Origin of the sequence: Klebsiella sp. 2019SCSN059 (genome assembly GCF_021739525.1) — a bacterium.
Lineage (GTDB): Bacteria > Pseudomonadota > Gammaproteobacteria > Enterobacterales > Enterobacteriaceae > Klebsiella > Klebsiella quasipneumoniae.
In genome coordinates this window covers 41,028-54,028 of record NZ_JAKKOM010000036.1, presented here as the reverse complement: position 1 = coordinate 54,028, position 13,001 = coordinate 41,028, and the positions used below count along the sequence as shown (strand labels likewise).

General features: G+C 53.0%; 12 protein-coding genes. 6 read left to right on the top strand and 6 right to left on the bottom strand.

Features of this window, described 5'->3' with window-relative positions; translation table 11 throughout:
* From L2I46_RS24910 to L2I46_RS24900, 3 genes are all read right to left on the bottom strand, one after another.
* Nucleotides 1–206, bottom strand: a 206-nt coding sequence (locus tag L2I46_RS24910) for an oxaloacetate decarboxylase subunit gamma (protein WP_236948295.1), incomplete at its 3' end; no start/stop codon positions are given.
* An 8-nt stretch (nucleotides 207–214) separates the two neighbouring features.
* On the bottom strand, nucleotides 215–1,504 hold the full coding sequence (locus L2I46_RS24905; RefSeq protein ID WP_032454646.1) for an Nramp family divalent metal transporter: 1,290 nt from the start codon (nucleotides 1,502–1,504) through the stop codon (nucleotides 215–217).
* A 129-nt stretch (nucleotides 1,505–1,633) separates the two neighbouring features.
* Nucleotides 1,634–2,566, bottom strand: a complete 933-nt coding sequence (locus L2I46_RS24900; protein ID WP_032454645.1) for a dihydrodipicolinate synthase family protein — start codon at nucleotides 2,564–2,566, stop codon at nucleotides 1,634–1,636.
* A gap of 292 nt (nucleotides 2,567–2,858) precedes the next feature.
* On the opposite strand from L2I46_RS24900, the gene L2I46_RS24895 reads away from it, so the two are divergent.
* Complete coding sequence (locus tag L2I46_RS24895) at nucleotides 2,859–3,881, top strand: LacI family DNA-binding transcriptional regulator (RefSeq protein ID WP_032454644.1); 1,023 nt, start codon at nucleotides 2,859–2,861, stop codon at nucleotides 3,879–3,881.
* Nucleotides 3,882–3,960: 79 nt separating this feature from the next.
* Here the strand turns inward: L2I46_RS24895 and L2I46_RS24890 are convergent, their stop codons facing one another.
* Entirely contained in the window at nucleotides 3,961–4,713 is a 753-nt protein-coding gene (locus L2I46_RS24890; protein WP_102002712.1) for an oligogalacturonate-specific porin KdgM family protein, read from the bottom strand.
* 519 nt (nucleotides 4,714–5,232) lie between these two features.
* Here L2I46_RS24890 and L2I46_RS24885 point away from each other — a divergent pair.
* The 4 genes from L2I46_RS24885 (at nucleotide 5,233) to araC (ending at nucleotide 10,934) form a co-directional block, all read left to right on the top strand.
* Nucleotides 5,233–6,570, top strand: coding sequence for a hemolysin family protein (locus L2I46_RS24885; RefSeq protein WP_023291742.1), 1,338 nt, complete (start codon nucleotides 5,233–5,235; stop codon nucleotides 6,568–6,570).
* Between the two features lie 200 nt (nucleotides 6,571–6,770).
* On the top strand, nucleotides 6,771–8,003 hold the full coding sequence (locus tag L2I46_RS24880) for an oligosaccharide MFS transporter (RefSeq protein WP_032454642.1): 1,233 nt from the start codon (nucleotides 6,771–6,773) through the stop codon (nucleotides 8,001–8,003).
* A gap of 18 nt (nucleotides 8,004–8,021) precedes the next feature.
* Nucleotides 8,022–10,031, top strand: coding sequence for a beta-galactosidase (locus tag L2I46_RS24875; RefSeq protein WP_085551698.1), 2,010 nt, complete (start codon nucleotides 8,022–8,024; stop codon nucleotides 10,029–10,031).
* Nucleotides 10,032–10,061: 30 nt separating this feature from the next.
* A complete protein-coding gene (gene araC, locus L2I46_RS24870) occupies nucleotides 10,062–10,934 on the top strand; it encodes an arabinose operon transcriptional regulator AraC (RefSeq protein ID WP_023291739.1) in 873 nt (290 codons plus the stop codon).
* A 61-nt stretch (nucleotides 10,935–10,995) separates the two neighbouring features.
* Here the strand turns inward: araC and L2I46_RS24865 are convergent, their stop codons facing one another.
* Nucleotides 10,996–11,202: a DUF1107 domain-containing protein gene (locus L2I46_RS24865; protein ID WP_002886707.1), complete on the bottom strand. Its 207-nt coding sequence runs from the start codon at nucleotides 11,200–11,202 to the stop codon at nucleotides 10,996–10,998.
* Nucleotides 11,203–11,525: 323 nt separating this feature from the next.
* On the opposite strand from L2I46_RS24865, the gene L2I46_RS24860 reads away from it, so the two are divergent.
* Nucleotides 11,526–12,083 carry a YtfJ family protein gene (locus L2I46_RS24860; protein ID WP_023291738.1) on the top strand — a complete coding sequence of 186 codons (558 nt, stop codon included), beginning with the start codon at nucleotides 11,526–11,528 and terminating at the stop codon, nucleotides 12,081–12,083.
* On the opposite strand, the gene cysQ is transcribed toward L2I46_RS24860, so the two are convergent.
* The gene (gene cysQ / locus L2I46_RS24855) at nucleotides 12,073–12,816 is read right to left on the bottom strand and encodes a 3'(2'),5'-bisphosphate nucleotidase CysQ (RefSeq protein WP_023291737.1); all 744 of its coding nucleotides are present in this window, start codon (nucleotides 12,814–12,816) and stop codon (nucleotides 12,073–12,075) included. The two genes, L2I46_RS24860 and cysQ, sit on opposite strands and share 11 nt — an antisense overlap.
* Between the last annotated feature and the right edge of the window lie 185 nt (nucleotides 12,817–13,001).

The window sequence follows — 13,001 nt, the reverse complement described above, 5'->3', positions numbered from 1 at the left end:
GGCGTTAAGCGGGCGAAGTCGCCGGCGGGCGCAACGGCGGGCAGTGGCGTCGCTTTCGGCGCCGCAGCCGGTTCGGGAAAGAAGCGGTTGACGGCGGCGGACATCCCCCGGATGGCGAAAATCAGCAGAAACAGAAACGCCAGCACGAACCCCATGCCGAGGCACATCAGGGTGAAGCCTTCACCTAACAGGACGGCATCAGTCATACTCCACCTCAAAACATGGTAGAAAGAGAGGATATAAATTTAGGTAAGGTGTTAATCAAGGCGACGAGAGTGAGTAACAAACAAAAGAGATAGCTGATCACCATACATATTTGTAATAACCTTGGCGTCTTATATCCTTTATTAATATCCTTTCGCCACAGCAGCAGGCAGATAAACAGACCCGCGACAGGCGTCGACACCGCCGTTGCGACATTCGCTAAGTAAATTAACTGCACCGGAGAGCCGCCGAAGCTAAAGCAAATTAACCCCGCAACCACCAGCACCACCATGGATCCCCACTGCACCGCTTTACTTTCCAACGCAGTAGACTTATTGAACCCCGAATTAAGCAGAACAACCCCACGCTGAGTGTTTCCCAGCAATGATGAGAAACCCGCCCCCAATAACGCCACCCCCATAATGTATTTCGCGGCACGCCCCATGCTTGGCGTCAACAAATCCGCCAGTTGCGCAGGCGTATTAATCGATATCCCTTGGGGAAAAAGGACGATGGCCCCCACCAGAATAATCGCCCCGCTGATCAGCAGTACGCCGATGATATGGGCGACGGTATCGGCCACCATCACGCCATTAAAAAGGTCATCTTTCTTCCATTTTTTCTCTTTACCAAGATAGGTACCGTATATCCCGGTCGTCAGAGAGGCATTGGTGCTAATAAAGCCCAACGCCGCGACTAAACTGCCCGCGGGAAAGATCCAGTGCGTTAATCCTTCGCCACTGGCTTTCCAGTCCGGTCCTCCTGTTCCCACCAGCGTGATATAAAAGGCAAAAATCATTGCCACAATACAAATGGTGATCCCCTTCTCGACTTTGGAATAAACACCTTTAGAAAAATAGCAATAGATCATCACCGCAATCATTATTAGCGCGCCGAGCTTCCAGTCGATGCCGAAAACCAGGTTCATGCCCGCTCCGGTCCCCGAGATATTCCCCATGGTAAAAAAAAGGCAAGCTAAAAAAGTGGCGACGCCGACAAAGCCTGCGGCGACTTTGCCATAATAATGACGGATAGCTTCTATCGACGGCATCCCGGTGAGCATGGAGATACGATAGGTCGTCAACATGAAGGTGATCCCCATAAAGGCAATGGGGATCAGCAGCCATAGCAGGGAATAGCCATAGTCCGCCCCTAACATCGACGCGGTGGTGATGGCGCCGGGACCGACCACTACGCCGGTGAGAACAATTCCCGGACCAATACGGCGAATTAATTGAGAGAAGGGCAGTATTTCTATTTGTGCGGGTACAGCGGTAGATGTTTTTTCTAAATTACTCATGACAGCCTCATTATAGTATCTTTATAAAAGATTATACGGCCACACTGATATACTGAATAAAACCTGATTATCTGTATTAAAATCAACCCGTATTCATAATGAATACGGGCTCGGTATTCAAATAATAAATTAAATAACCGCTTTTTTAATTCCTGCAGCACGGATAGCCGCTTTGATCTCTTCTTCTGCGCCCGGTTCAAGCGGCAGCAGAGGTGAACGAACGGTCGCATGTTCCAGAATGCCACGTTCAACCAGGGCATGTTTCAACGCCACGGTACCTTCCATATGCGATCCGCGATGATAAACGGCCTTAGTAACTGGTAGCAGGCGATCGTGAACCGCTTTAGCCTTCACATAATCCTGCGCTTTACCAGCTTCCAGCAGTTCCAGCAGGAGTTCCGGAGCAATATTGCCATACCCCACAAGGAAACCATCAATATCAAAGGCGGTATGCAGCAGATATTCATCATGACAGCTGAGGATCTGTAAATCAGGGCGTTCGCGGCGAATAACCGGAATTTCCGTATCCCAGCGGCGCATATTACGCACACCATTTTTCATCGCAAAGACCCCGGGTTGCGCGGAAATATCCAGCATCGTTTCGAGGTTATACGTGGCTTTAGTGACATCCGGATACTGGAAGAGAATAAGGGGTAAGCCGCTCTCTTCGTATACTACGCGATAGCGATCCTGCGGAGCGCCTTTTTGATAGCCAAAACGCAGCCAGCCGTGTGAGGGATACAGCAGACCCGCCGAGGCGCCAGCTTCGACGGCGCGCTGCGCTTCCAGCGCCGCCACTTCCGTCCCTTCGCCAGTAATACCGGCGATCACTGGCACACGGCCATCGGTCGAGTCAACAAAACTACGGATGACGTCGGCCTGCTCCTGCTGAGTCAGGAAGGTACCTTCCCCGGCGTGTCCCAGCACCACCAGGCCTTTCACCCCTTTCACGCTGCCAAGCCAGGAACCTAAGCGTTTGATCGCTTGATGATCGATGCGGCCATCACGGGTAAAAGGGGTAACGGGGGCTGGAACAATACCACGCAAATCAAGTGCTTTCATGTTAACTCCTTTCAAATCACAATAGATAAAGATGATAAACCTTCTTTCTTGAAATCGATTGCAGGAACGATTGCAAGTCAATTGAAATGTCTTCCCTTTACCTCCCAAGATCAAGGGGACTCTGCTAATAAATGCAGTTGGAATCACAAAAATGAGCGGCTTAAATGTTTATCAATCTGCATTACGTGATCTATTTCCCACATTGTTACTTACCACCGCTCGCGCCAATTAAGTTGCGTGGAAGAAATAACTACGAATACAATCTCAGCTGAATTTAAACAGGGAATGGGCCATGGGAAATCAGTCATCTTCAGAACAAAACGGAAGAACAATCACGATGCAGGATGTGGCCCGCGCCGCAGGTGTGAGTGTTTCAACTGTTTCGCGCGTGCTGGATGAACGCCTTCCCCCTTCCCGTAGCCCCTCCGCTGAGAAAATACGTGAAGCGGCGAAGCAGTTGGGCTATCGACGAGACTACGTGGCGTCCAGTTTGCGCCGTGGCGATACGGGCACGATAGGCGTTCTGGTCCCGAGATTGACCGATACCGTCACGGCGATGTTCTATGAAGCGGTCTCTCAGGCCGCCGCGCGTCAGGGTTATTTCACGGTGGTAGCAACCTGCGGCAACGATCCGGAAACCGAAGAGCGAGCCACGCAATCTCTGCTTGATCGTCGGGTGGACGGCCTGATCCTTTCCACTTGTCGGCTGGGTGACCGCCTGCCCCAGCAGCTGCGGGAAAAACAGATCAACCATGTTTTAGCATTAAGGACCGATGGCATTAGCCCGTCAGCGGTGGGTGATGACGAACTGGGGGGCTATCTGGCGACCCGCCACTTACTGGATTTAGGCCACCGGGAAATCGGCATCATTGCCGGCCCGAATTTCTCATCGAGTACGTTAAACCGGCAAAAAGGTTTCCTGCGCGCCATGCAGGAAGCGCAGGCAGAGGTGAATCCCCACTGGTGGCGAGATTCCGACTTTACCATTGTGGCTGGTGAAAACGCCGGTTATGAAATACTGAATAGCCCTTCCCGCCCCAGCGCTATTTTCGCCGTCAATGATGACCTGGCTATCGGGGTGATGGCCGCCGCGCACCGGCTTGGCCTGCAGATTGGCAACGACGTGTCGTTGGTAGGCTATAACGACATTCCTTTGGTCAGCCGCCTGCCGATACCCTTAACGTCGGTGAAAACGCCCCTCGATCAGCTTGCCAGCCATGCCGTTGAGCTGCTGCTAAGCAATCACGCGGAAAATCCCCAGCGCTATTCTCTGCCCACGCTGATCCCCCGCGCCTCCACGCGACCATATCGCTAAACGGCGCGCAATCCTGGCCCAAAGGCGTGACTGGGCCAGGGGAAGCAACCAATATTATTTCTTGCGCGTCAGGGTGAGATTAAAGCGTAAACGTCATTCCAATTCGATAACGGGACTCTGAAATTTTATTTTGGCCGTCATGGTAACCCTGTTTCCCGAGATAATCATATTCGATATAGGGACTGAACCAGTCATTCCATTTATAGCGTAGCGTAAAGGCATTTTCTGTCGCCGACGATTTGTCATTCCTGTATTTATAATCGTCATTAACGTGTCGATAAACGGTGCCTTGATATAAGGCGCTCCATTGCGCGTTAAATTTATAGTTAACATAGATATCCAGGCGATTGACGCTGTCCCGATGCGACTCGCCGGCGCTATTGACCGTTTCGTAAGTGTTGTAGTCATAGCGGTAACGCAGGCCAAAGGTGAGGTCTGGCGTGGCTTTAACATTAACGCGCAGATAAGGCCGCAGTTGGGTACCTTTGCTGCTCCAGTGATAGATCCCGCCTGGTTGCAACGTCCATTTTTCGGCGAATGGCCAACTATAGTTGACCTCTATTTCATTGTAATCGACCGTACTGTCGCCAAAGGAGTGGGACCCATCGGCTTTATCGGTACCATTTTTTCCCTGGTGGTTATTTTTATTGTTTTTATTATCCATCTCCATACTCGCCCACCAGCCGTTTTGCCACCCCTGACTGACTTTATAGCGAGATTCGTAGGAGTGACTCCCTGCCCGATATCCACCTCTGACATCAAAAGTCAGGGCGTGACTGACTGTAGGTATCCCAAGCGCGCAACATACGATAAAACCGATTTTTTTATGCATATTTCATCCCTAAAATTGATCATTATTCAATGAAACGGAAAATAATATGACGGCACTAATATATTTATAAAATTAATGTGAGAACGTTTGCTATATCGTTTTCATTGGCCGGTATGATTCAATTTCCGAATATAAATGGTCAACCCGCTAAAAATACCCTTGCTATTGTCCTCACAAATTTTCAGGTTTTTTCATCAGGCACTGCGCATTTTTGTGATCCATGCGCGCCCTCTATTACCAGAGTAGACCTCACCTTTCGCCAGATCATCAGCACGCTTCCTGCTGTAAATAACTATTCATTCTCTTATCATCATATGTACGCTTTTACGATGAGGTGCGGAGGTGAGATACCCGCGTAATTAACAATGATTAATCAATACTCTGGCGATTTTACCGACTGTTACGCTATACTAGCCTCTGAAATTGCCAGCCCGCGCCTGTGGGCGGGTGTTCAAGTAGCTTCCTTTTAGTTCGATCAACTTCCCTTCCGAGGATCTGACCTCAACGGTCAGAAAAGATATGTTAAACAGTATTTTAGTAATACTCTGTCTGATAGCCGTCAGTGCCTTTTTTTCGATATCGGAAATCTCACTGGCCGCCTCACGTAAAATCAAACTGAAACTGCTGGCCGATGAAGGCAACGTCAACGCACAGCGGGTGCTGAAGATGCAGGAGAACCCGGGCACCTTCTTTACCGTTGTGCAGATTGGCCTTAACGCCGTCGCCATTCTGGGCGGTATCGTGGGCGACGCGGCCTTCTCCCCGGCGTTTTATAGCCTGCTCAGCGGGTATATGTCACCGGAGCTCTCCGAGCAGCTGAGCTTCATCATCTCTTTTACCCTGGTCACCAGCTTGTTCATCCTGTTTGCTGACCTGACTCCGAAACGCATCGGTATGATTGCGCCCGAAACCGTGGCCCTGCGCATCATCAACCCGATGCGCTTCTGCCTGTTAGTCTTCCGCCCGCTGGTGTGGTTGTTTAACGGCATGGCTAATATGATCTTCCGCATCTTCAAACTGCCGATGGTGCGGAAAGACGATATCACCTCCGACGATATCTATGCCGTGGTCGAGGCCGGCGCGCTGGCCGGGGTGCTGCGCAAGCAGGAGCATGAGCTGATTGAGAACGTGTTCGAGCTGGAGTCCCGCACCGTTCCTTCCTCCATGACCCCGCGTGAAAGCGTCATTTGGTTTGATTTACATGAAGACGAGCAGAGCCTGAAGAATAAAGTGGCCGAGCATCCGCACTCGAAGTTCCTCGTCTGTAATGAAGATATCGACCATATTATCGGCTACGTCGATTCCAAAGATCTGCTGAACCGCGTACTGGCGAACCAGAGCCTGGTGCTGACCGGCGGCGTGCAGATCCGCAACACGCTGATCGTCCCGGATACCCTGACCCTCTCCGAAGCGCTGGAAAGTTTCAAAACCGCCGGGGAAGACTTCGCGGTGATCATGAATGAATATGCGCTGGTGGTCGGGATCATCACCCTTAACGACGTGATGACGACTTTGATGGGCGACCTCGTCGGCCAGGGGCTGGAAGAGCAGATCGTCGCTCGCGATGAAAACTCGTGGCTGATCGATGGCGGTACGCCGATTGATGACGTGATGCGCGTGCTGGATATCGACGAGTTTCCGCAGTCCGGGAACTACGAGACCATCGGCGGCTTTATGATGTTTATGCTGCGTAAAATCCCCAAGCGCACCGACGCGGTGAAGTTCTCCGGCTATAAGTTCGAGGTCGTGGATATCGACAACTACCGTATCGACCAGCTGCTGGTGACCCGCATCGATAACAAGCCAACGGTGCTGGTGCCCAAGCAGTCGGAAGCGGCGGAAAGCCAGAACGCCTGAGCGTCATCTTTTCTCTCTCTTAAGGGCGGATGATCATCCGCCCTTTTTATTGCCCGAATGTGAAGCGGCTCACGCCCCTCTGCCGATAGCAGATTATTACTGCTCCATAGCGAAACGTTCATGACTCCCCCGTGCGCAAAAAGGTAACGTTGCTCGCGTCTACACGATCATATTCCTGAATAAAGGAAGCGAGGGTTACCATGATAACGTCGAATAAAAATTACTTTATCAGCTGTCTGTTTTTCCTGTTTTTCTTTATAGGCTGGGGATGCTGCTACCCCTATTTATCACTGTGGTTAACGGAAACCATCGGTATTAACTACACGGACGTCGGTCTGGTTTATTCTTTCACCGCCATTGTGGCCGTCTGCGTTCAGCCATTATTCGGTTTTATATCGGATAAGCTGGTGTATCGTAAGAATTTGATGTGGATGCTGGCGATCATTATCACCTTATTCGCCCCATACTGGATCTATGTCTTCGCGCCTCTGTTAAAAATAAATGTGTTCCTCGGCGCACTGGCTGGCGGCCTCTATATTGGCATGGCCTACGGCGCAGGCTGCGGGATTTGCGAAGCCTACATCGATAAGGTCAGCCGCGCCTCCGGCTTCGAATTTGGTCGGGCGAGGATGTTTGGCGGCATCGGCGCCGCGATCGGCACCTTTGCGGCAGGAAAGCTCTACGGCATCGATCAGAACATGATTTTCTGGCTGGCCAGCGCGGCAGGTGTCTGCCTGCTGGTGATTGTCTGGAAAATGCAGATCAGCACCCATCAGCAGCAGGGGCTACTGTCTGGCAAAACGTCTCCGGTCACCCTCCGCGATGCCGCCTCGCTGCTGAAAATTAAAAAATTCTGGTTCTTCGCGCTCTATGTGATTGGCGTGGGCGCGGTCTATGAAACCTATGACCAGCAGTTCGCTATCTACTACAGCCACTTTTTTGAGAGTAAAGCCCGGGGCGCAGAAGTCTTCGGTTATTTAACGACAGGGCAGATTTTCCTTGATGCCGTCGTCATGTTCTTTGCGCCGTGGTTTGTGAATAAAATCGGCCCCAAAAATGCGCTGTTATACTGCGGGCTGATTATGAGCTTGCGCATTATCGGTTCCGCGTGGGCTATTGGCCCGATATCCATCAGCCTGATTAAACTTCTCCATGGATTTGAAAGCTCGGTGTTACTCGTCGCGGCGCTTAAATATATTACCGCTAACTTTAACCCCCTGCTTTCAGCGACGGTTTACTTAATTGGTTTTCAGTTTTCAAAAAGCTTTAGCTCTATTTTCCTCTCCACCGGCATCGGCCATATGTACCAGAGAATGGGCTTTACCAGCAGCTATATCGTGCTGGGAAGTATCGCCCTGTGCTTCACGCTCATTTCGTTTATCACGCTGGATAAAGCGCGCGTGTTCTCTTCACAACCTGTGCCCGCGAATTAATGTCAGGAGGTAGTCTGCATGTCTCAGTTATTTTATGGCGTGGCGTATTACGATGAATATATGCCGGAAGATCGGCTGGCCAAGGATATTGCCTTAATGCGCGAAACCGGCATTAACGTAGTGCGTATCGCCGAGTCCACATGGAGTACGCTGGAGCCCGAAGAGGGCCAGTACAATTTCTACCATATCGACCGGGTGCTGGCGGCGATGCATGAGGCCGGCATCGCGGTCATCGTCGGGACGCCGACCTACGCGGTCCCGGCCTGGCTGGCGGCGAAACATCCCGATATTCTGGTCACCACCGTCACAGGGCAGCAAAAGTATGGCCCACGGCAGATCATGGATATCGTCAACCCGACCTTTCGCCGCTATGCCGAAAAAATTATCCGCACGCTGATGGCGCATGTGCAGCACCATCCGGCAATTATCGGCTGGCAACTGGATAACGAAACCAAGCATTACGACAATATCGGCCGCTATATGCAGGAGGGCTTTGTGCGCAGCCTGCAGGAGAAATATCCTGACCTCCGGCAGCTAAATCACGATTTCGGTCTGGATTACTGGAGCAACCGCATTGACCGCTGGCAGGATTTTCCGCCGGTGGAAAATACCATCAACGCCAGCCTCGCCTGCGCCTTTTTCCGTTATCAGCGCCAGCAGGTCACCGAGTATCTGGCCTGGCAGGCGGAGATCGTGCGCGAGTACGCCCAGCCGCACCAGTTCGTCACCCACAACTTCGATTTTGAATGGCGCGGTTACTCTTACGGCGTGCAGCCGCGGGTCGACCATTTTGCGGCAGCGCAGGCACTGGATATCGCCGGTGTTGATATCTATCACCCGAGCCAGGCGCACCTGACCGGGCGGGAAATCGCCTTCGGCGGCGCCATCACCCGCTCGCTTAAGCCGGGCCAGAACTACTTCGTGCTGGAAACGCAGGCGCAGGGTTTCGCCCAGTGGACTCCCTTCCCGGGCCAGCTGCGCCTGCAGGCGTTCAGCCATGTCGCCTCCGGCGCCGCCATGGTCTCCTACTGGCATTGGCATTCGATTCATAACGCCTTCGAAACCTACTGGAAGGGGCTGCTCAGCCACGACTTCTCGCGTAATCCGACCTGGCAGGAGGCCACCACTATCGGGGCTGACTTTGCCCGCCTGTCGCCGCAGCTGGCGGAGCTGAAGGCCGAAAACGACGTTGCGCTGCTGATAAGCAATGAGGCAATGGACGCCCTTAACCAGTTCCGCCCCGGCGACGCCGAGGGCAATATTTATAACGATATTTTCCGCCGCTTCCACGATGCGCTGTATGACCACAATATCAGCCTCGATATCATCCACGACGTCAACGAGGAGACCTCTCGCTACCGGGTGCTGATCGTTCCCGGACTGTACGCTGCCGATGATGGCCTGCTGGCGCGTATCAACCACTATATCGCCGAGGGCGGCAGAGCGCTTATCGGCTTTAAATCGGGCTTTAGCGATGAAAACGTCAAAGTGCGCCGCAGCGCGCAGCCTGGGATCCTGCGGCAGAGCTGCGGCGTCAGCTACAGCCAGTTCACCCTGCCGGAAGGGATAACGGTAAGCTCATGCTGCGCGGATATTGATTGCCGCAACGACAATCAGGCGGAGCTGTGGATGGAGCTGCTGACGCCCGATGCCGGGACCCGCACCCTGCTGCGCTATCAACATCCGGCATGGGGCGAGTACGCGGCCGCCACCGAAGCGGATTATGGCCGGGGACGATCGATGTACGTTGGCTTCCTGCCGCAGAAGCGATTGATTAGCCAGCTGTTTGATGTACTCACTGCCGATCTCGCATTGCGCTCGCGCACTTCCGCCTATCGCTACCCATTAGTGGTCAAAAAGATGCGTAATCGCGCCGGGAAAACCATCCACTTCCTGTTCAATTACTCTGGCGAGACGCTCGATTTCGGTAGCGAAACGGCGGGGAACGACCTGCTGAGCGGGGAAACAGTGCGCAGCGGCCAGCCGTTGCGCCTCAGGGCATGGGAATTTACTATCATCGAAAGGTAATGACGCTGCGACGCTCAGGTGGGAGAGAGAATGGAACTTGATATCAATGAGCTACTTAATTTCTCGCCATTGATGAAAACCTTTACCTTCAATGCCTGGGTTGTCGCGGGCTTCACGCCGATAACCCGCGGCTCCAAACTGGACTACTACATTAATCGTCCGCAGGGGATGAAAGGTTACATCATCAATCTGACCCTGCGTGGCCAGGCGCGGGCGAAAGCGGGCGATGGCTTTCTTCTGTGTCGGGAAAACGATCTGCTGCTGTTTCCCCCCGGCGTGCCTCATCATTACGGCAGAGACGAACACAGCGAGTATTGGGACCATCTCTGGATCTACTTTATTCCCCGCCCCTACTGGATAGACTGGCTAAAATGGGACCAAACCACACACGGCATCGGCAAAACGACCGTTGCTGACCCCGACCAGCTCCAGCACCTGCGCGATCTGTTCCATGAAGTGATACGCCACCACTCGGCCTCCGCGCCGCTGTCGGAAGCGCTGGCGATGAACGCCCTGGAAAGGTTGATCCTCCGCTGTTTTCAGCAACAGCCCATCAGCAACCGCCACGCCCACGATCCGCGAATTAACGCCGTCTGCGACTACCTTAACGCCCATATCGCGCAAGAGGTAAAAATCGAGACCCTGGCGGCGATGGTATTTATCTCTCCTTCACGTCTGGCGCACCTTTTCAAAAATGAGCTGGGGCAGACGGTTTACGCTTGGCGGGAAGCTCAGCGCATCAACCGCGCCAGGTGGCTCATTCAGAGCACCACACTCCCGCTTAACAAGATTGCCTTATCGGTGGGTTACAGCGATCCGGTCTATTTCACCCGCTTGTTCCGTAAACATAACGGCATTCCACCGGGGGAGTATCGCAAACGCTATGCGGAGATGAAGGGCTGAAAACATCAACGGCCCCCATCGGGAGCCGTCTTTTACCTACTACGTACTGCTACGTGTCAGGTTATGCCATCTCAGTTTGCAGACGCAACACCTGACGATTGACTTCGGACATCACTGACAGATGCAGCTTGTCCTTGACCTTCGGGATAAGGATTTTGCCCTTATCAAATTCAAATGCGCCAACGTCCTTGATGTACAACCGTCCACGAAACAGGATCTTCACGTACTTCGCCACTTGCAGCGGATTGTAGCGTTGGAAAATTTTCATTCTTCTCTCCTGCCAGGGTTACGCTCCTGTGGTGCCACAGTTAGCCCACGTATCGGGAGCGCAAATTTTAATGCCCTAAAACTATAGTCCAGAATCTCAGAGGGACCCAGTGTGTATAAGTTTATTTACCGTTTGATGACAATAATTCAGAATTTTCGTTTCGGACATACGATGAAGTAAGTATAAGTCGCCGTTTTTCGACTAATTTGTGCGTCAACACGCAAACTGGCATCCTCATTGCGGGTAATCGTCGCCAATCGCACTTATCATTAAACGAGACCAAGTGGTCGGATCACCTGCACAAAAATGATTAAGGATTCCGCATGACCCTACGTAGCATACTGGCCGCCTCGTTACTCCTCTTCCCGCTGCTGGCCTCAGCGCATAACTTTGTCGACGGCCAGCGCGTGGCGCCGGTCGGCGTCGCGGATCGGGGCGAACTTATTCTGGATAATGATAAGTTTAGCTATAAAAACTGGAATAGCTCGCAGCTGGTGGGAAAAGTGCGAGTCATCCAGCACATCGCTGGACGCTCGTCAGCAAAAGAGAAAAATGCCAACCTGATCGAGGCGATTAAAGCGGCGAGCTTCCCACACGATCGCTATCAGACCACCACCATTGTCAATACCGACGATGCCATCCCGGGCACCGGCATGTTCGTGCGCAACAGTATCGAGAGTAATAAACAGCTCTTCCCGTGGTCGCAATTTATCGTCGACAGCAACGGGCTGGTGCGGAAAGCCTGGCAGCTGGACGAGAAGAGCTCCGCGATTGTGGTGCTGGATAAGAGCGGGCGCGTACAGTGGGCCAAAGACGGCGCGCTCACCCAGCAGGAGGTGCAGCAGGTGATCGACCTGCTGCGTAAGCTGCTTAATAAATAGAGACCCGGAAGCCGGGGTTGAGGAAGGATTCACGCGGCGTGTAGTCGAGGGTTTTCCCCTGCCAGTCGTGAACATGCGCCCCGGCGGCGACCGCGACCGCATGGCCGGCGGCGGTGTCCCAGGTGCTGGTCGGCCCGAAGCGCGGATAGAGCTGGGCCTGACCTTCCGCCACCAGGCAGAACTTCAGCGAGGAGCCGATAGAGGTGGTCTGGTGCTCGCCCAGCTGCTCAAGGTACTCCTGCAGCTCCGGATCGTTGCCATGGGAGCGGCTGATCACCACCAGCGGCGGACGGGCATCTCGGACCTGGATCTGCTTGCGCACGCCGCACTCTTCTTTCCAGGCTTTGCCTTTTTCCGCGCTGTACATCACCTTCATCACCGGCGCGTAGACCACGCCCAGCGTCGGCTTGCCGTTTTCAATCAGCGCGATATTGACGGTGAACTCGCCGTTACGCTTAATAAATTCTTTGGTGCCGTCCAGCGGGTCGACCAGCCAGTAGCGCTGCCAGTGCTGACGCACTTCCCAGGCCGGCGGGTCCTCTTCCGACAAAACAGGAATGGTGGCATCCAGCGCCTGCAGGCCGCTGACAATGACTTTATGCGCCGCGATATCCGCCGCCGTGACCGGAGAATCATCTTTCTTGCTGGCGACGTTGATCGGTTGGTTTCCATCGTAAACTTCCATGATGGCATCGCCCGCGTTCCGTGCAAGCTGACATACTTGTTCTAACATTCTCCACCTCGTCTGGTTACAGTGGCGTTAACTCGTTGTTTTATTTATATCGCATCACCGCAAGTTCCGCTATCTGTGATAACGATGGCGGTTTCGCTGCCCACTTTTCTGGCAAGATTCACATTTCTGTAAGCAACAGAATATAAATACATTTTCTTCTGTGCTATCGCTCATAAAAAAAGGAC